16 protein-coding genes and 1 tRNA gene are annotated in these 18883 nt (G+C 56.4%); 5 read left to right on the top strand and 12 right to left on the bottom strand.

Annotation, left to right across the window (positions count from 1 at the left end; all coding sequences use genetic code 11):
• Positions 1–15 precede the first annotated feature (15 nt).
• Complete coding sequence (locus Q1K23_RS02560; RefSeq protein WP_300361986.1) at positions 16–570, top strand: response regulator; 555 nt, start codon at positions 16–18, stop codon at positions 568–570.
• Here the strand turns inward: Q1K23_RS02560 and Q1K23_RS02555 are convergent.
• Positions 560–2611: an FIST N-terminal domain-containing protein gene (locus tag Q1K23_RS02555; RefSeq protein ID WP_300361983.1), complete on the bottom strand. Its 2052-nt coding sequence runs from the start codon at positions 2609–2611 to the stop codon at positions 560–562. The two genes, Q1K23_RS02560 and Q1K23_RS02555, sit on opposite strands and share 11 nt — an antisense overlap.
• A gap of 10 nt (positions 2612–2621) precedes the next feature.
• Positions 2622–4676, bottom strand: coding sequence for an FIST N-terminal domain-containing protein (locus tag Q1K23_RS02550; RefSeq protein WP_300361980.1), 2055 nt, complete (start codon positions 4674–4676; stop codon positions 2622–2624).
• A gap of 47 nt (positions 4677–4723) precedes the next feature.
• Between Q1K23_RS02550 and Q1K23_RS02545 the strand changes: the two genes are divergently transcribed.
• A complete protein-coding gene (locus tag Q1K23_RS02545; protein WP_300361977.1) occupies positions 4724–5686 on the top strand; it encodes an A/G-specific adenine glycosylase in 963 nt (320 codons plus the stop codon).
• A gap of 69 nt (positions 5687–5755) precedes the next feature.
• On the opposite strand, the gene hisD is transcribed toward Q1K23_RS02545, so the two are convergent.
• Complete coding sequence (hisD, locus tag Q1K23_RS02540; RefSeq protein ID WP_300361974.1) at positions 5756–7045, bottom strand: histidinol dehydrogenase; 1290 nt, start codon at positions 7043–7045, stop codon at positions 5756–5758.
• 86 nt (positions 7046–7131) lie between these two features.
• Here hisD and Q1K23_RS02535 point away from each other — a divergent pair.
• Positions 7132–7218, top strand: a tRNA-Leu gene (locus Q1K23_RS02535).
• A gap of 99 nt (positions 7219–7317) precedes the next feature.
• Here the strand turns inward: Q1K23_RS02535 and Q1K23_RS02530 are convergent.
• The 6 genes from Q1K23_RS02530 to Q1K23_RS02505 all read right to left on the bottom strand — a co-directional run bounded on the left by Q1K23_RS02530 (position 7318) and on the right by Q1K23_RS02505 (position 13307).
• A complete protein-coding gene (locus Q1K23_RS02530; RefSeq protein ID WP_300361972.1) occupies positions 7318–7842 on the bottom strand; it encodes a PAS domain-containing protein in 525 nt (174 codons plus the stop codon).
• A gap of 130 nt (positions 7843–7972) precedes the next feature.
• On the bottom strand, positions 7973–8794 hold the full coding sequence (locus Q1K23_RS02525) for a tetratricopeptide repeat protein (protein WP_300361970.1): 822 nt from the start codon (positions 8792–8794) through the stop codon (positions 7973–7975).
• On the bottom strand, positions 8791–9825 hold the full coding sequence (locus tag Q1K23_RS02520) for an AI-2E family transporter (RefSeq protein ID WP_300361968.1): 1035 nt from the start codon (positions 9823–9825) through the stop codon (positions 8791–8793). Before Q1K23_RS02520 ends, Q1K23_RS02525 begins: the two co-directional genes overlap by 4 nt.
• Positions 9826–9835: 10 nt before the next feature.
• Complete coding sequence (locus Q1K23_RS02515; RefSeq protein ID WP_300361992.1) at positions 9836–11089, bottom strand: sodium ion-translocating decarboxylase subunit beta; 1254 nt, start codon at positions 11087–11089, stop codon at positions 9836–9838.
• A 93-nt stretch (positions 11090–11182) separates the two neighbouring features.
• The gene (locus tag Q1K23_RS02510) at positions 11183–13030 is read right to left on the bottom strand and encodes a biotin/lipoyl-containing protein (RefSeq protein WP_300361989.1); all 1848 of its coding nucleotides are present in this window, start codon (positions 13028–13030) and stop codon (positions 11183–11185) included.
• Positions 13031–13052: 22 nt separating this feature from the next.
• Entirely contained in the window at positions 13053–13307 is a 255-nt protein-coding gene (locus Q1K23_RS02505; RefSeq protein ID WP_300361966.1) for an OadG family protein, read from the bottom strand.
• Positions 13308–13505: 198 nt separating this feature from the next.
• Here Q1K23_RS02505 and Q1K23_RS02500 point away from each other — a divergent pair, with 198 nt between their 5' ends.
• Complete coding sequence (locus Q1K23_RS02500; RefSeq protein ID WP_300361964.1) at positions 13506–14801, top strand: malic enzyme-like NAD(P)-binding protein; 1296 nt, start codon at positions 13506–13508, stop codon at positions 14799–14801.
• Positions 14802–14939: 138 nt separating this feature from the next.
• Positions 14940–16130, top strand: a complete 1191-nt coding sequence (gene lhgO, locus Q1K23_RS02495) for an L-2-hydroxyglutarate oxidase (protein WP_300361961.1) — start codon at positions 14940–14942, stop codon at positions 16128–16130.
• A gap of 118 nt (positions 16131–16248) precedes the next feature.
• On the opposite strand, the gene Q1K23_RS02490 is transcribed toward lhgO, so the two are convergent.
• The 3 genes from Q1K23_RS02490 to Q1K23_RS02480 form a co-directional block, all read right to left on the bottom strand.
• Positions 16249–16800, bottom strand: a complete 552-nt coding sequence (locus Q1K23_RS02490; protein ID WP_300361958.1) for an LUD domain-containing protein — start codon at positions 16798–16800, stop codon at positions 16249–16251.
• Complete coding sequence (locus Q1K23_RS02485) at positions 16797–18176, bottom strand: lactate utilization protein B (RefSeq protein ID WP_300361956.1); 1380 nt, start codon at positions 18174–18176, stop codon at positions 16797–16799. Before Q1K23_RS02485 ends, Q1K23_RS02490 begins: the two co-directional genes overlap by 4 nt.
• The coding region (locus Q1K23_RS02480; RefSeq protein ID WP_300361954.1) for a (Fe-S)-binding protein at positions 18173–18883 on the bottom strand (711 nt) is incomplete at its 5' end. The genes Q1K23_RS02480 and Q1K23_RS02485, both read right to left, overlap by 4 nt.

Genomic DNA, 18883 nt, shown 5'->3' with positions numbered 1-18883 from the left:
ACAAGGAGTCACATCATGATCGATAACGATATCGTCAAGATCGCTAACGAAACCAAAAAACTCAACGCTTTGGTCGTAGAGGATGAAAAAGAGGCGAACGAGCTGATGGTTTCGACCTTCAGTAACTTCTTCAATTCGGTCGATTCGGCCATGAACGCCGAAGATGCCCTGGAAATCTACAAGAAGAAAAAGCCGGACGTCGTCTTCATCGATATCATTCTGCCCGGTATGGACGGCCTGGAGCTTGCCCGAAAGATCCGTGAGATCAATCCGGATCAGATCATTGTCATCATTTCGGCCAGCAACGACATGAGCAAGATTTCCGAAGCGATCAAGATCGGCGTCGACAGTTTCATCCAGAAACCGATCGATTCCAACAAGATCATCGATCTGCTCAAAAACATCAACCAGACGATCGCCAAACGCAAGAAGATCGAAACCAAAACCTTCTCGATCACCCTGCCGATGGATCTCTACGACCGCGTGCATGCCGATGCGAAGGTCGAGCGCATCTCCAAAAACGCGATGATCATCCGCGCACTCAAATCGTTCTACAACATCAAGCCATAATCGGCAGTTCTATCCAGAAGGCAGCCCCGCTACGCGTGTTGCGGGCGCTGATCTTCCCTTTCAATCTTTTTTCTACAATCATTTTGGACATATAGAGTCCCAGACCCGTTCCTCTCGCTTTGTATTTTGTCGTGAAATAGGGCTCGAAAATCTTGTCGATGATCTCCGGATCGATCCCTCCACCGTTATCACGGACGATGATATAGACTCTTTTATTGACATACTTCACTTCGATCTTGATCCAGGGGTTCTCGACATGCCGCTCCCTGAAAACGTCGATGGCGTTGTAGACCAGATTCAAAAGCACCTGCTTGAGGTCGTTGGGGCTTCCCTCGACGACACTCTCCCGCTCAGGCAGCGAGAGTTTCAGCCTGATCTTCTCGTCTTCCAGTACGATCGATACCAGCCGCACCGTCTCCCGGACCGTATTGCATACCTCCAGGGCCCCGGGGTGGGCATAGGCCTCGCCTTTGGAAGCGAAACTTCTGAAATCGTCTATCGTGTCCGAGAGGTATTTGAGTGTCTCGTTGATCTTCTTCTCCGCATTGGAGATGGCCGAGGAGGAGAGATTTCCAATCTGGGTCTTGAGCGAGAGATCCTGCATCACCAGGGCGATGATGTTCAGAGGCTGGCGCCACTGGTGGGCGATGTTGCTTATCATCTCCCCCATCGCGGCCAGTTTCGACTGATGATAGAGCATCTTGTCTTTTTCCCGGTTTTTCCTCACCTCCTGGTCGATTCGCTTCTCCAAAGAGGCGTTGAGTTCCGCCAGCTCTTTCGTACGCTCTTCGACCTCTTTTTCCAGGTGACGGTTGAGTTCCATGATTTCATGGCTGCTGGAGGCCACCAGTGTCGAAAGCGTCGCCAGAAGTTCGTCTTTCGGATCGTTTTTCACTTCGGTCAGATTGAGCTTGATCCTCGCATCCGGATCTTCGCTCAGAGCCACCCGCGTCAGGGTGAAGTTGAGAAAACGGTTGGATCCCTCTTTGTGGCTGAATTCCCCGAAGGTCAAGAGTGCATGGATCTTCTCCGTCTCTTCATAAAAGGTGGCGGAAGCGTTGAGTATCCCGAGATATCCGTACTGGTAGGAGATACAGATGAAAAACCACAACGCTTCCGAAGGAATGGAGCGGTAGACTTCCGGAATGATCTCGTAACGACTCATCATCCGTTTGTAGTGGCCGAAACCTATCTGCACCTTCTCGCCCTCTTCGAACTCCCCTGTAAAGAAACCTTTTTCGTCATCGATCTCCAGCAGCGCCCGTGCCACCGGACCGAACTCTTTTGAACGCCTGATGAGCGGATGCGACAGCGAGAGCTTGAGAAGCTTCTCCTTGTCCAGTGGGCCGAAATACTTCTCATAGACGTCGATGATCGCCTCACCGTCGAGTTCGTAGAGGCATCGTCCCTTCGCCTTGGTCACCGTGAACTCCCGGCCGATGGGTTCCCAGTCGAAAAAGTAGTTGCAGGCGATACTCAAGGACTCCCCGTGCATCACCACGGCCACCATACCCTCGTCCAGATAGATGCGGTTTTGGGTGAAAACGATGAAGTTCTCGAAAGGTTCCCTGTCGGATGCGATGCCGCCGAAGATGGGAATGTGGGGAAAACGTCTGTTGCTCTCCCTGATGAGCGCTTCGGTATCGAATCGGACCGTATTGGTAAGAAGCAGGATCCCTTTGGTATCTTCTTCGATATATCGGGCGAGCATCTCGGCCATTTGGGCCGGATCGCGCCGTGTATCGGAGTCGAAGCCGTGCTCGAACAGCGAGATACGGCTCTTTTCAAAGGCTGTGATCCCCAGAACGATACGGTTTCTCACGAGTTTCGGCGCAGCGAACTGCAACACGCTGCTGGCTCCGGCGACGATGGCATGGGGAAGCACGTCGACGATCGCTCTGCGCACTTCGTCGATACGGGAAGGTTCCGTCACTCCGCTGCTCACCTGTACCAGAACCACCTCATAGCTTGTTATTTTTTCCCGTTCGACAAATTTTTTCAACCCCTCGACATCGATATAATCATGGTTCCACTGTTTCATTTCCGTCCCGTCAATACGCTGCCAGCGGCAGTTTTATCTCGAAACAGGCGCCATCGAGCCGGTTTCTGGCGACGATCTCTCCGCCCAGCCTCTTTTCGACGATCATCTTCGACATATAAAGACCGAGCCCGGTACCCCTCGCCTGATACTTCGTCGTGAAATAGGGTTCGAAAATCTTGTCGATCAGCCCCTCCTCGATTCCGCCTCCATTGTCCTGGACATAGACGATGACCTCTTTGTCGCACCGTATACCGATTCTTATGGTCGGATTCTTCACCGCCTTGTCTTTCAAGACGTCGATGGCGTTGTAGACGAGATTCAAAAGCACCTGTTTGAAATCGTTCGCCCGTCCCGTCACGGCGCACTCCCTTTCGGGCAGATCGAGCTGAAGACGTATGTCGACATCCTCGAGAACGACGGAGACAAGCCGCATCGCATCACGGACCGCCCTGCCCACTTCGAACCGGCCCGGCTTGGCAGGCTCCTCTCCCATCGCGGCGAAGCTTCTGAAGTCGTCGATCGTGTCGGAGAGATATTTGAGCGTTTCGTTGATCTTTTTCTCCGCCAGGAGAATCATCTCCGGAGAGAGAAGCCCCATTTTCGATTTGATGGCCAGATCCTGCATCACGAGGGCGATGATGTTCAGAGGCTGCCGCCACTGGTGGGCGATGTTGCTGATCATCTCTCCCATCGCCGCCAGCTTCGACTGGTGGTAGAGCATTTTGTCTTTCTCCCGGTTCTTTCTCACCTCCTGCTCGATCCGCTTCGCCAGGGAGGCGTTCAGGTCGGCCAGCTCCTTCGTCCTCTTTCTGACCTCCTCCTCCAGGTAGCGGTTGAGCTCGATGATCTCCCGGCTGCTGGACGTCACGAGTGTCGAAAGGGTCTCGAGCAGCCTGTCTTTTTCATCGAGTTTCACGTCGATCGGATCGACGACGAACCGGGCCTCGGGATCTTCGCTCAGATGGATTCTTACGATCGTGTTGTTCAAAAAGGAGTTGCGCCCGTCGACGTAACCGAACTCTCCGAATGTGACGACGAAAAAGATCGAGGGTAGATTCCTCAGGTAGGGTTCCATCGACTTTTTGAGCAGATCCGCATATCCCCGGGTGTAGGAGATACAGACAAACCCCCAGAAGACCTCCGTCGGTGTCTGGGCGAAGATTTCGGGGTTGGTTTTGGTGCAGTCGATCATACTCTTGTAGTTGCCGAAACCGATCTGCACCTTCTCCCCCTCCTTGAAAGCGCCGGTATAGACGCCGCAGGTGCCGTCGTACTCCAATAGGACCCGCGAAACCTCGCCAAACTCCTTCGAATGTCTCAAAAAAGGGTGTGCCAAAGAGAGATAGAGGAGTCTCTCTTTCGTCAGCGGGCCGAAATATTTCGAATAGACATCCATGATGCTCTGGCCATCCACTTCGCAGAGCTTCCGACCTTCGGCACGTGTCACGGTAAACTCTTTTCCGATCGACTCCCATGCCTGCAGACAATCGGGCCGCAAGAGCAGATCCTTCCCCGACATAAATATCGCGACGATGGCATCTTCGTCGTATATTTTCCCTGTGGAAACGACGTAGGGAGAAGGGTTGTCGGGATCGAAAGAGGTGGCAAGCCCGCCAAATATGGGAATCTCGATCCGTTTCTGGCATGCGATGATCAAACCCTCGATATCGGAGGTGACCGTGTTGGTATAGAGCAGAATCCCTTTCGTATCCTCCTCCACCTGGGAGGCGAGTATGTCGGCGAGTCGTTCGGGTTCGAATCCCTCCGTTCGATCGAAAGAGAGGCTCCACTCCGAAATCCTGCTCTTATCGAACCTGGTGAAGGTCAGGACCGTTTCATCCTCGAAAAACTCTCCCCCATCCATCTGCAGGGCACTTCCCATCCCCGTGATCAGTGCGGTGGGAAAAACCCGTCGCAGCTCCTCGTGAATCGTCCGAAGACGGGGAATATCCAGGATCCCGGATGTGATCTGAATCAACAGCGTCGCTCTTTCGTCGAGCCGGTTGTCGCTCGCGAAAGCTTCGAGTTGCCGGAGATTTTCGTATTTGAAGCTCCACTGTTTCAAAAAATTTCCTTTTCGGGATCTGCCCTCTCGATGATATAATCCGCTTTATGAATTATAGCGATATTCACACCGATATCGGAACATGGTACGAACGCTGCGGACGCCATGATCTGCCCTGGAGAAAAACCGACGATCCCTATCTCATCTACATCAGCGAGATGATGCTGCAGCAGACCCAGGTCAAAACGGTCCTGGAGCGCTTCTATTTCCCTTTTCTGGATCGATTCCCCACCCTTAAAAGCATCGCCGAGGCGACACTCGACGACGTGCTGCACGCCTGGCAGGGTCTGGGATACTACAGGCGCGCCCGTTATATCCACGAGACGGCACGGATCGCCGCCCCTCGGCTGCCCACCGATCCCGGGGAACTCGTCAGACTCCCCGGCATCGGCAAAAGCACGGCCCACGCCATCGCCGCTTTCAGCGTCCACGCTCCCGTACCGATCCTCGACGCCAACGTCCGGCGCATTCTCTACCGCTTCTTCGCCCGAAAGAAGGCGACCGAAAAGGAGCTCTGGCAACTGGCCGAAACGCTTCTGGACAGAGAGAATCCCTACACCTACAACCAGGCGATGATGGATATCGGCGCCACGGTCTGCCTGCCGAAAAATCCCGACTGCGACACATGTCCGCTTGAGAGAAAATGTCTGGGACGCTCCGCCCCGCAGGATTACCCCGCACCCAAACGGGCCAAAAACCGTCCCGTAAAGCGCAGATGCTACCTGCTCGTGGAAAATGGCGCGAAGATTCTGATGCGAAAGCGCAAAGGCGATCTGCTGGGGGGCCTTTGGGAGCTGCCGTCGACGGAAACCGCTCCGAAAGAGGGAGAAAAGCTCTTCGAGATCGTTCACGACTATACCCATTTCAGACGCATCGCCGAACTCTACAGATATCGGGGCAAGAAGAATCCGGAGGGAGAGTGGATCGACGTAAAAGAGCTGCATTCGATTGCCACGTCGAGTCTGGAAAAGAAGATTTTCGCCAGATTGCAGAAGCTGACGCTTTTGTAACTTCACGGAGGTGCAGGGGATGGGCGATCCCCATCAGATCGCGGGCAGACCCACGATCTGTGCAACATTTTATTTGAGACGGATACGGACCGATTTTTCGTGGGCCGTCAGCCCTTCGGTGTTGGCCAGCAGGGCGCACGCTTCGCCGATGGCGTTGATCCCCTCCTCGCTCATGGCGATGATCGAGGATTTTTTCAGGAAATTCTCCACGTTCAGGGGCGAATAGAATTTCGCCGTGCCGCCCGTGGGAAGCGTATGGTTGGGCCCGGCGATATAGTCGCCGATGGGCTCGGGGGTGAAATGGCCCATGAAGATGGCGCCGGCGTGTCTGATCTTCGGCAGCAGTTCGAAGGGGTTGGCCGTCATCACCTCCAGATGTTCGGGCGCGATGCGGTTCATCAGGTCGATCGCCTCCTCCATCGTTTCGGTGACGATGATCGCGCCGCGCTCCTCGATCGATTTGCGGGCTATGATTTCGCGCTCCAGCTTTCCGAGCTCCAGGTAGACCGTCTCACGGACGATCTCCGCCAGTTCGGCGTCGGGCGTGATCAGAATGGAGCTGGCCATCTCGTCGTGCTCGGCCTGGGAGAGCAGATCGATGGCCAGATACTCGGGAATCGCCGTGCCGTCGGCCAGAATGCCGATCTCGCTGGGACCCGCGATCATGTCGATGTTGACATCGCCGTAGACCAGTTTTTTCGCCGTCGCGACGAAGATGTTGCCGGGCCCCGTGATGACATCCACTTTGGGAACCGTTTCGGTACCGTAGGCCATCGCCGCGATGGCACTGGCACCTCCCATCTTGAACATCTTTTCGATGCCGCACAGATGTGCGGCCGCCAGGACCAGATGGTTGATCTCGTTGTCGGGTGTCGGCGTGGCCACGACGATCTCTCCCACACCCGCCACGATGGCGGGAATGGCATTCATCAGCAGCGAACTGGGATAGGCCGCCTTGCCGCCCGGAATGTAGAGCCCCGCCCGATCCACCGGCGTCACCTTCTGACCCAGCGTGTTGCCCGCTTCGTCGAAATCGATCCAGCTTTTTGGCATCTGTTTTTCGTGGTAGGCTTTGATACGGTCGTAGGCCAGATGCAGCGCGTCTCGAAGCGCGTCGTCGAGCGCGTCGTAGGCTTTTTTCATCTCTTTGGGGTCGATCATCAGGTCACTGTCGTTTTTAACTTCCCAACGGTCGAACTTTTGGATATGCCGCGTCAGCGCCGCAGTACCCTCGCGGCGGCTCTCCTTGATTATTCCGGAGACGATGGAAGCGACATGCTCCATATCCATCGCGCCGCGGCCCAGCAGCTCGTCGAACTTCTCTTTGAAATCTTTTTCGGTGGTTCTGATCAAAAGCATCGTTTTTTCCTCGCGAATTTTCAATATGACTATTTTATTTAAACAAACATTTAAGATTGCTTTTGTATACTTGCATTCCAATTTACGCGGACGTGGCGGAATTGGTAGACGCGCTAGATTCAGGTTCTAGTGGGCATTAGCCCGTGGAGGTTCAAGTCCTCTCGTCCGCACCACTTCTTCAAACGACAACGATCCAACCAAACCAAATCGATATTACACAAGAACCCGACTGTTGAGATTCGGCTTCCTCTTTTGAACGGACAGGGATGAAATCACTCCCCGCTTTCGACCTTTCCGTTCCGCAGATACTCGTCGTACTGGCACTCGAAGACATCGGCGTCGATGAATTCGTCACCATGGTGCTCGGCATAGATCTTTTCTATCTCTTCGACCCTCTCCGGATCGGCGATCTTTCTGCCGGCGATATAGCCGATGACATTACCGTTCTCGTCGTATTTGGGTTGGGCGTAGACCAGAACCCAGTAGTATCTTCCGTCTTTTCGAAGGTTTTTCACATACCCTCTCCAGACTTTCCCCTCCGAGAGTGTTTTCCACATGCTCCGAAAGGCGCCTTTGGGCATATCGGGATGCCTGATGATACTGTGGGATACACCGATGAGATCCTCTTTGCTGTACCCGGTCATCTCCTGGAATTTCTTGTTCGCATAGGTAATGAAACCTTCACGATCCGTCTCCGTGATCATCACCCCGCCTTCGAACACGACCTCTTCATCCACCGGATCGTTCCTTCGTATCTCTTTGCCGGTCAGTCTGTTGACAAATCTGTTTCTACCCATTTATATGCTCCAAGTCCAAAACTTCGTGACTCGATTTTATCGTATCGAGTCTGTATTTTTTATAACACTTGACAACAAATAGAAAAACGATAAGTTGATTGTTTTTCCGAAAAAAACTCCTAGTGGAGTTCTACTCGAATTTCCAGAGCTCGTATTTGTTCCAAAGAGCGGATGCCTGCTTTTTCAGTCCGTTGTTGTAAGCCTTTTTCGTCCAGTAGGCGCACTGTTTCAGATCTTTTTCGACTCCTTTGGCCAGACAGTACATCAGTGCCAGGTTGTACTGGGCCGTAGGATACCCCTGTTCGGCCGCCTTGAGATACCAATGTCGCGCCCGGTCGTAATCCTGATTGACGCGCTCACCGCTGGCGAAGAGATATCCCAGATAGTTCTGGGCCTTCAGGTTACCCTGCTCGGCCGCCTTCTCAAGCCAATGGATCCCTTTTTCGATATCTTTGTCTACACCCAGCCCTTCGATGTAGTACATCCCTATGTTGAGCTGGGCGAGTTCGTCGCCCTGTTTGGCCGCTTTTTCGAACCAGTAGGCGGACTTTTTGTAGTCGATATCGAGATCCCGGCCGGCGGCGTACATGACACCCAGATAGAACTGCGCCTTGACGTGGCCGCTCTGTGCGATTTTCGTGTACCAGTACAGTGCCCTGTCGTACTCCTTGCTGATCCCTTTGAAAACCTTCCCTTTCGCCCCGGGATCTCTGCGTTTGGCGGCCTTTTCGAACCAGTTGCCGGCCTCTTCGAGATTTTTCTCGCCTCCGTCACCGGTAAAATAGAGCAGACCCAGATAGAACTCCGCTTCGGGGTCGCCCGCCTTGGCCAGCGGCATGAAAATCTTCTGGGCCTCGAAAAAATCACCCTTTTCGAAGCGTTCGACACCCTCCTTCACCGAAGCGGCGAAAAGCGTCATACTCAGCAGAAGAATCGACAGGATTTTTCTCATTTCATCTCTCTTTTTATATTATCCGACAGCAGCACGGCGATCCATCGCGTCGAACGGCTCGCCTCGAGGGCGAACTTCACCACCATCGTCAGCGGTACGGCCAGCAGCATCCCCACTTTGCCGAAAACCCATCCCCAGAATACCAGCGAGACGAAAACCACCAGTTCCGAAAGCTCCAGACCCCGTCCCATGATTCTCGGTTCCAGAAGATTGCCGATGGTGACATTGATGACCAGAAACCATCCGGTCACCCAGAAAGCGTCCGAAAAACCGTGGATTGCCAGGGTCAAAAGCACGGGAGGAATCGCCGCGATGATCGATCCGATCACCGGAATGAAGTTTAACATGAACCCTCCGATCCCCCACAGTATCGGATAGGGCACGTCGAAAAAGTAGAGCACGGCGACGATCCAGAGTCCGGTGATCAGACTCGTGAAGGTTTTGAGGGTGAAATAGTGGTTGATCCGGTCGGTGAAAGCGTCGATCCGCTCGGAGAGGCCGGAAGTGCCGAACTTCTCGATATAGCGGATCTTCTTCTTGATCGTGAAGGATTCGATCAGCATGAAAACGACGGTGAAGAAGATCAGCAGAGAGTTGGAGAGGAGCATCGACGTGTTCTTGACCAGCGAAAGGGTGAAACCGAAAAGTTTCTGGGGCTGCACCATCGAAAAGAAGAGCTCCTGATCCACATGGATGCCCCTGTTGTCCAGGTAGAGAATCCACTGATGCAGGTTTTCGACCATCGCCGCCTGCCAGTCGTCGGCATGGGCGAAGAGATCGGCCACGTAGGAGCTCACGAGCCCCGTCAAAGAGACGAAAAGGACGAAAACAAAAAGGATGACCATCGCGAAGGCGAGGGCTTTGGGCACACCTTTGCGCACGAGCCACTGAAGCAGCGGAGAAAGAAGCAGGGCGATGAAGAGCGACAGGATGAAAGGGACCAGCAGCGGTGCTGCGGCCTTGAGTCCCGCCACGATGACGACGACAGCGGCGAAACCGACGACGAAGCGTAGAACCGACGAAGATGTCATCGTCCGTACCCTAACTGAAAATCGAGATCAAAATACCCGCCGTCACGGCCGAACCGATGACGCCGGCCACGTTGGGCCCCATGGCGTGCATGACGAGGATATTGCTGTGGTTCTCTTCGAGCCCCACCTTGTTGACCACGCGGGCCGCCATCGGCACGGCCGAAACGCCGGCCGCACCGATGAGAGGATTGATCGGCTCGTCGTAGAAACGGTTCATCAGTTTGCCCATCAGCACACCCGAAGCGGTGCCGATGGCGAAGGCCAGAAGCCCCAAAAAAAGGATCCCCAGCGTATCGGAGACGAGAAACTTCTCGGCCGCCAGTTTGGAGCCTACGCCCAGCCCCAGCAGAATCGTGACGATATTGATCAGCGAGTTCTGCATCGTTTCGCTCAGACGGTTCACCACACCCGACTCCTTGGCGAAGTTGCCGAAGGTGAAGGCGCCGATCAGCGGTGTCGATTCGGGAAGGATCAGGATACTCAGGATCAGGATGATGAGCGGCAAAAAGAGCTTCTCGAGCCGATGGACCTTCCGCTGCTGTTTCATGACGATGCTGCGCTCCTCCTTCGTCGTCAGCGCCCGCATGATGGGAGGCTGGATCACCGGCACCAGCGCCATGTAGGAGTAGGCCGCCACGGCGATGGCACCCAGCAGGTCGGGCGCCAGCTTGGCCGCGATGAAGATGGAGGTGGGCCCGTCGGCACCCCCGATGATCGAGATCGCGGCACAATCCTGAAGCGAGAAGTCGAAAAGCGACGTGTATTGGCTCAGCGCCGCCGCACCGATCAGCGTGGCGAAGATGCCAAACTGCGCCGCACCGCCCAGCAGTGCGGTCTTGGGATTGGCCAGCAGCGGTCCGAAATCGGTCATAGCTCCGACTCCCATGAAGATCAGAAGCGGGAAAAACTCGTTGGCGATACCGGCGTTGTAGATGATGCCCAGAAATCCGTCAGGCCCGGTCATGTTGGCCAGTGGGACGTTGGCCAGCAGGCCCCCGAAACCGATGGGCAGAAGCAGCAGCGGCTCGAATCCCTTGGCGATGGCCAGATAGAAGAGCACCATCGCCACACCGATCATGATGATGCGCCCCCACGTCTGGTGAAAGGCGCCGATCTTCTCTCCGGTTCCATCCTTCACGTCGGCTTCCGGCGTCGTCAGGGCGTAGATGCCGGTCGTTTTGTAGAAGGATTTGAGCAACTCGAAGATCGACTTGTCGTGTGTCGTCGCTTCCTGCGTCTGTACGGCCGCGGCATCGGGCTCCATCCGGGGGGCGTGATCGGCCGCCGTCAGTGTTGCGGCGAAAAAGAGCGACAGAAACAGCAGAACCGTACTCAGGCTCCCTCTCATCACAAACTCCTACTGGACATGGGCGAGCACCTGCCCTTCCTGCACCGTGTCGCCCTGGTTCACGTCGACTTTGACCAGCACACCCGCTTTGGGCGAGGGGATCTCGATCTCCATCTTCATCGCTTCGATGATCATGATCACTTCATCCTCCTCGATCCTCTCTCCGGGATTTTTGAGAACTTTCAGAACCGTTCCCGGAATCTGTGCCTTCACCTCCACCATGTTGTGGTCGACCTTTTCATGGCCCACGGGTGTCGCTTTCGGTTCGGACTTCGGAGCCTGCGGGACGGATTCGACGCTCTCGACGCTTTTGACGGAGGGTTCCCCCTCCCCTTCGACCACTTCGACACGGAACTTCTCGCCGTCGACCACGACGGTGTAGACGCCGCCGGCCGAAGCGGCCGGGGCGGGAGCCGAAGGAGCGGCCGCGGGCTGCGCTTTGGCCGAAGCCGCGGCGGTTTCCGCCTCTTCCATACTCTTCTTGCGCACCATCAGGGGACTTTCGCCCTTGAGGAAGGCGATCCCCTTCTCCTGACACGACGCGGCGATGAAGATGTTCTCTTCCGTCGCCTCGATCCCCTCTTTCTCGAGCACATCTTTCCAGTAGGCGATCGACTTCTTCTCGTCCCGGTCGGCGATATCCAGAGGGTTCTCCGTCGTCGGTTCCAGTTTCAGCTGCTCGGCGGCGATCTTCACGATTTCCGGATCGGGCGCCACCGGCGTCTTGCCGAAATATCCCAGCACCATGCGGCCGTAGCCCGGGGCGATCTTTTTCCAGGGACCGAACATGACGTTGTTGAAAGCCTGCTGCCAGTAAAACTGCGACACCGGCGTCACCGACGTGCCGTAGCCGCCCTTCTCCACCACTTCGCGCATCGCCCGGATCACCAGGGGGTACTTGTCGAGGATGCCGTTGTCGCGCATCATCTGGGTGTTGGAGGTGAGGGCGCCGCCGGGCATCGGCGAGAAGGGGATCAGCGGCGACACCTGCGTCGCTTCCGGCGGAATGAAATAGTCGCTCAGGCAGTCGTTGAGCACCTCTTCGTACCGCAGCACCTTCTCCAGCTCCAGGCCGCCCAGATCGAACTCGCCCCCTTTGACGGCGTGCAGCAGCGTCAGGATGTCGGGCTGGCTCGTCCCGCCGCTGACGGGCGCGACGGCCAGGTCGATCCCGTCGACTCCCGCCTCCAGGGCCGCCAGGTAGCACGCCACGCTGACCCCTGCCGTCTCGTGGGTATGCAGACGGATATGGGTGTGTTCCGGCAGCAGCTTGCGGGCCCGGCTGATGGTTTCGTAGACTTTGTTGGGGTTGGAGGTGCCGCTGGCGTCCTTGAAGCAGAGACTGTCGAAAGGCAGCCCCGAATCGAGAATTTTCCGCAGTACCTTCTCGTAGAAGTCGGCGTCGTGGGCCCCGGTGCATCCGGGGGGAAGATCCATGATCGTGATCACCACTTCGTGGCGCAGGCCGTGGTTGTGGATACACTCGGCGCTGAAGGCGAGGTTGTCCACGTCGTTGAGGGCGTCGAAGTTGCGGATCGTCGTCGTCGAGTGTTTCTTGAAGAGTTTGGCGTGCAGATCGATCAGCTCCCGGCTGCCGGTATCGAGCATGACCGTATTGATCCCCCGCGCCAGGGTCTGGAGATTGGCCTCGGGACCCGCCTTTTCGCGGAAGCGGTCCATCATCTCGAAAGCGTTCTCCCTCAGATAGAAAAAGAGGCTCTGAAACCTCGCCCCTCCGCCGAACTCGAAGTGGGTGATCCCCGCCTCTCTCGCCGCTTCCACCGCCGGCAGAAAATCCTCCATAAGCACCCGGCCGCCGAAGACGGACTGGAATCCGTCCCTGAAGGTCGTATCCATAACATCGATAAATTTCTTCACGCTATTTCCTCATCACTTTTTTATGGTGGTGTATGGCCGCCGTCATCGCGGCGATCTTTCTTCTCTCCTCTTTGCCGTCGTTTGCGACAGCCTGAGGCCGTACCGAAACCGTCGATACCTCTTTCTCCTGCGGGAAAAATCTGACGATCAGACTTTTCTGCAGACGGAGCATCAGTACGAGGATGTAGAGAAACAGAAAGACGACACCCATTCCAAGAACCGTATATTTGAACGATTCCGCTACCATATCTTCCATATCACCGATCCTGTTTTTATATGACGTTCATTTTAGCCAAAAAATACTTCCGTGGGATTGAAGTCTTTTACGGTTCGAAATAGTGTAGAAAAATGTTACACTTTTTTCGACATGCTAGTCCAAATGGTTCGACAACCCCTTTTTGACAGCATAAAGAGTGTAGAATGGTAATACCTTTAATTCCAACAGGAGAGTAACATGAGCGACACGTTCAAAGAAGAATCACTACAGTACCACAAAGCGCGCAACGAGTTCGACACCAACGGTAAAATCGGAACACTCATCACGAAACCGTGTGACACGGAAAAAGAGCTGGCGATGGCCTACAGCCCCGGCGTCGCCTACCCCTGCCTCGAGATCGAGAAAGATATCGATACGGCGTTCGACTACACCAACAAAGGCAACCTGGTCGCCGTCATCAGCGACGGAACCGCCGTTCTGGGTCTCGGAGACATCGGACACCTCGCTTCCAAGCCGGTCATGGAGGGTAAAGCGGTCCTCTTCAAGACCTTCGCCAACGTCGACGCCATCGACATCGAACTCAACACGAAAGATACCGAAGAGATCATCGAGACGGTCGCACGCATCGCCGACACGTTCGGCGGCATCAACCTCGAAGATATCAAAGCACCCAAATGTTTCGAGATCGAAGAGCGCCTCAAAGAGATCTGTAACGTACCCGTCTTCCACGACGATCAGCACGGTACGGCGGTCATCACCACGGCCGGCCTCATCAACGTCCTCGAAATGACGGGCAAGCCGGTCGAAGATCTGAAAGTCGTCGTCGTCGGTGCCGGCGCTTCCGGTATCGCATGTGCGAAGATGTACAAGCAGCTCGGCGTCAAGAACATCACGATGCTCGACTCCAAAGGCGTCATCCACAGCGGACGTACCGACCTCAACAAATACAAGCAGGAGTTCGCTTTCGATACGCCGGACAGAACCCTCGAAGACGCGATGAAGGGTGCCGACATGGTTCTGGGTCTTTCCGGTCCGGATCTCATCAGCGCGGATATGGTCAAGACGATGGCGGAAGCCCCGATCATCTTCGCCTGCGCCAACCCGATTCCCGAAATCATGCCTCCGGTCGCCAAAGAGGCACGCCCGGACGTCATCGTCGGTACCGGCCGAAGCGACTTCCCGAACCAGGTCAACAACGTTCTGGGATTCCCGCAGATCTTCCGCGGTGCACTCGACGTACGCGCCACGAAAATCACCGAAGGCATGAAAATGGCCGCGGCAAAAGCTCTCGCAGCCCTGGCGAAAGAGCCGGTTCCCGAGCATGTCAAGAAAGCCCACGGCCGTGAAAACATGGAGTTCGGACCCGAATACATCATTCCTTCTCCGTTCGACCGCCGTGTTCTGGTATGGGTCGCATCAGCCGTCGCAGAAGCCGCGGTCGAAGACGGTGTCGCACGTGTCAAAGATTTCGACAAAGACGCCTATCGCGTCAAACTGCAGCGCCTCGCCGATCACCTCGACGGCAAACTCTGATATTTCATCGGGGCCCTTCGGGGTCCCCTGTTTCGTATAGGATATACGAAACGAAAAGAACGATCTCTTTCTTCCACATTTTCATCCATCTATAGTTTCATACGTTATAATTTTTCGAAAACCATCACAGGACCGAGCATGAAAACCGACTTTCTCGTCATCGGTGCAGGAATCATCGGATTGAGTGTCGCCAAAGCGCTGCAGGAAAAATATCCGGGAAAATCGATCTCGATCATCGAGAAAGAGAAAGATGTGGCGATGCACGCCAGCGGCCGCAACAGTGGCGTGCTGCACGCCGGTTTCTACTACACGGCGGACTCCCTCAAAGCCCGTTTCACAAGGGAGGGAAACGCCCGTCTGAAAACCTTCTGCCGGGAGCACGGCCTCAAGATCAACGCTTGCGGAAAGGTGGTCGTCGCCAGAAACGACGCGGAGGTCGAAACCCTCCACGAGTTGGAAAAACGGGGCAAGACCAACGGTGTCGATGTCCGGATCATCGACGAGAGGGAGCTGGAGACGATCGATCCCAACGTCAGAACACACCGCTTCGCTCTCCACAGTCCCACTACGGCCACCGTCAATCCCAAAGAGGTGGTGAGGAGACTCAGAGACGTGGTCATGGAAAGGGGCGCGAACCTCTATCTGAATACGAAATATCTCTACCGTGTCGGCCTCAACCGTATCAAGACCGACCGAAGCACCTTCGAAGCCGAAACCATCATCAACTGCGCCGGTCTCTACGCCGACAAGATCGCCAAACAGTTCGGCTTCGGCGAAGAGTACACGATCATCCCCTTCAAGGGGATCTATCTCAGATACGGGGGAGAGGACCACCCTATCGTCACCAACATCTATCCGGTCCCGAACCTCAAAAACCCTTTCCTCGGCGTCCACTACACCGTCACCGTCGACGGAAAGATCAAGATCGGCCCCACGGCGATTCCTGCCTTCTGGCGGGAAAACTACGAAGGTTTCAAAAACTTCGACATCGACGATCTGGTGGAGATCCTCTGGTACGAAGCCAGACTCTTCGTCACCAACCGCTTCAATTTCCGATCCCTGGCCTTCGAAGAGTTCAGGAAATACTCCAAAGCCCATCTGGCCTCCCTGGCCCGCGACATGGTCAAAAGCATCGACGAGAAAAAGTTCGACCGTTGGAGCACCCCGGGCATCCGCGCCCAGCTGCTCGATACCCGCACACTCGAACTGGTCCAGGATTTCGTCGTCGAGGGGGACGAAACCTCCGTTCACATCCTCAACGCCGTCTCACCGGCCTTTACGTGCAGTCTCTCTTTCGCGGAGTGGGTGGTGGAGAAGTATGTCAATTGATAATTGATAATTGATAATTGATAATTGATAATTATAAAAGGGGAGCGTACCCTCTTTCTGGTTGTCAAGTTTATCGTCGATTTTCGGATCCCGGTTCAGCCAAAATGGCGACGGGATTTCAACGTCCCTGCAGAAAGACTCTCATTCCGATGGCGCCGTGGGCGCCGATGACCAGGGCCTGCTCGATGTCGGCGGTCTTGGAGGGGCCGGCCATGAAGAGGGCGTAGGAGATGCCGGAAAAGTCGATCCGTTCGTAGGCTTCGTGCATCGTCGCGACGATCGCACCCTTTTTCAGCACCACCGCCACGTTTTCGGCCAGGGTCAGCAGCTCTCTGGGATAGCGCTCCTTCGGGTCGATCCAGACGGCACCGTTTTCGGCTACGCCGAACGCCCCTTCGACGATAACGAGGCCGATCCCGTCCCGGCGGGAAAGCGCTTCCCCGCTCTCCCTGGTATCGAGGATACGCCCCTCGAATCGAAAGTGGCCGGCGATCGCTTCGGCACTCACCTCCTCCGTCTCGACCGCTTCCCCGCCGGCGGCTTCGAGAGCCGTGGCGAAAGCTTCGGAAAGATCGTCGAAACGCATCGGTTCCTTTTCGAAAAGAGGGCGGTCCGCGGGAGCTTCCCGGCGCTCTTTCAAGGCGTTCAGTATCGTTTCACGGGCGTTCATCGACTTCTCCTCTCTCTGTAGAGATCCCTGAAGGACCGGGGAGCGGGCATCGGCGTCTCCCGATCCCGTCCCCAGACGTTGAAACGGCTGTACAGCAGCGGCCGGGGCAGACGGGGCAGCAGAAAACGCATCGCTCCCATCAGCAGACCGTAAAGCCGGGGACGCTGCAGCACCCACGACATCAGGTGTAGCAGCCGCTTCTTTCCTGCATAACACGGGATGTCGATCGCCTCTTCACGCTCCCGATAGAGTGTTTTGTGCAGATCGATCCGTACGGGGCAGACGTTGTCGCAGGAGGCGCAGAGCGAACAGGCGAAGGGAAGCGACGCGTAGGTCGCAACCTCCCTCGCTCCCGCCAGCACGGAGCCGATAGGGCCCGGGATCACGTAGCCGTAACTGTGGCCGCCGCTGCGCCGGTAGACGGGACAGGTGTTCATGCAGGCGCCGCAACGGATGCACGAGAGGGTTTTGGCGTACTCCCCACGCAGGAGCCGGCTTCGACCGTTGTCGACGATCACCACGCAGAGCCTGCCCCCCGGTCTGGGCTTTCTGAAGTGGGAGGTGTAGGTCGTGATCGCCTGTCCCGTCGCGCTTCGGGCCAGCAGCCGCGTGAAGATTCCCAGCTCCTTCGCCGAAGGAAGGATCTTTTCCAGCCCCATGCAGGCGATGTGCAGACCGGGCAGCGCCGTCCCCAGATCGGCGTTGCCTTCGTTGGTGCAGACGACGAACGCCCCCTCCTCCGCCAGGGCGAAGTTGACCCCCGTGATCGCCGCGTCGGCTTCGAGAAATTTTCGGCGCAGATGGCGGCGGGCCGCCCGGGTCAGATACCCCGGGTCGGAGTTTTCCGGATCGGTCTGCAGATGCTCGGCGAAGATCCGGGAGACATCCTCTTTTTTCATATGGATCGCGGGCAGGACGATATGGCTCGGATGATCGCCCGCCAGCTGCACGATCCGCTCTCCCAGGTCGGTATCGGTCACTTCGATACCCAGGCTTTCCAGATGGGGGTTGAGCCCGCACTCTTCGGTCAGCATCGATTTGCTTTTGACCACTCTTTCGGCCCCATGCTCATTCAGCAGCCGGGCCACGATGGCGTTGTGCTCGGCGGCGTCACGGGCCCAGTAGACCTCGATGCCGTTGGCCTTCGCCCGCTCTTCGAAACGCTCCAGATAGTATCCCAGATGCTTCAGCGTGTGGGCCTTGACCGCTTCGGCCGTCTCTCTGAGAGCCTCCCATTCGGGTACCGATTTCGCCGCTCTGTCGCGTTTTTGGCGCACGAACCAGAGCGCCTCGTCGTGCCAGTGGGCCCGCTTCGCGTCGGCGGTGAAGGATGCGGCGTTTTTCGCATGGTCGACCGGCGGACATCGGCCGCTCATTCGACGCTCCTCTCCGGGTTTCCTCTCATCAGCTGCGCCACGTGGACGAAGCGCATCGTCGTCCCGTCCCGCTTCGCCAGCCCCTCCATGTGCATCAGGCAGCTCATGTCCACCCCCGCCATGATCTCGACGCCGTTGGCAAGGTGGTCGGCGAGGCGGTCGCGCCCCATCATCGCCGAGACATCCGGTTCCTGGACGCAGAAGGTACCCCCGAAACCGCAGCATTCGTCCCGGGAAGGCTCGACGATTTCGAGCCCCTCCACCCGTGAGAGGACCGCTTTGATCTTCGAGTAGTGGGGGATGTTGAGCTCGCTGGGCGTCGCCAGCCCGAGCTCCCGAACGGCGTGACAGCTGTTGTGCAGCCCCACCCGGGCATGGCAGGGAGAAAAACGCAGATTCTCCACTCCCACCACGTCGTGCAGAAACTCGCAGAGTTCGTAGAGCCTGGGCCGAAGCAGCGGATAGCGGGCATCGCGCGTCACCCCTTCGTAGCGGAACTTCACCGCCCCGATGCAGCTGCTCGAGGGAGCGACTACATAGTCGTAGTCGGCGAAGAGTTCGACGAAGCGGTCGGCCAGCGGCCTCGCCTCGTCGATCAATCCGTTGTTCAAAAAAGGCTGTCCGCAGCAGCTCTGCCCATCTGGATACTCCACAGCAAAACCGTGGTCTTCCAGCACCTCCAGCGTCGCCATCGCCGCTTCGGGATA

Source organism: Hydrogenimonas sp., from assembly GCF_029933015.1.
Taxonomy (GTDB): domain Bacteria; phylum Campylobacterota; class Campylobacteria; order Campylobacterales; family Hydrogenimonadaceae; genus Hydrogenimonas.
The sequence above is the reverse complement of the archived record's forward strand: the minus strand, read 5'-3'. Positions and strand labels throughout refer to the sequence as shown.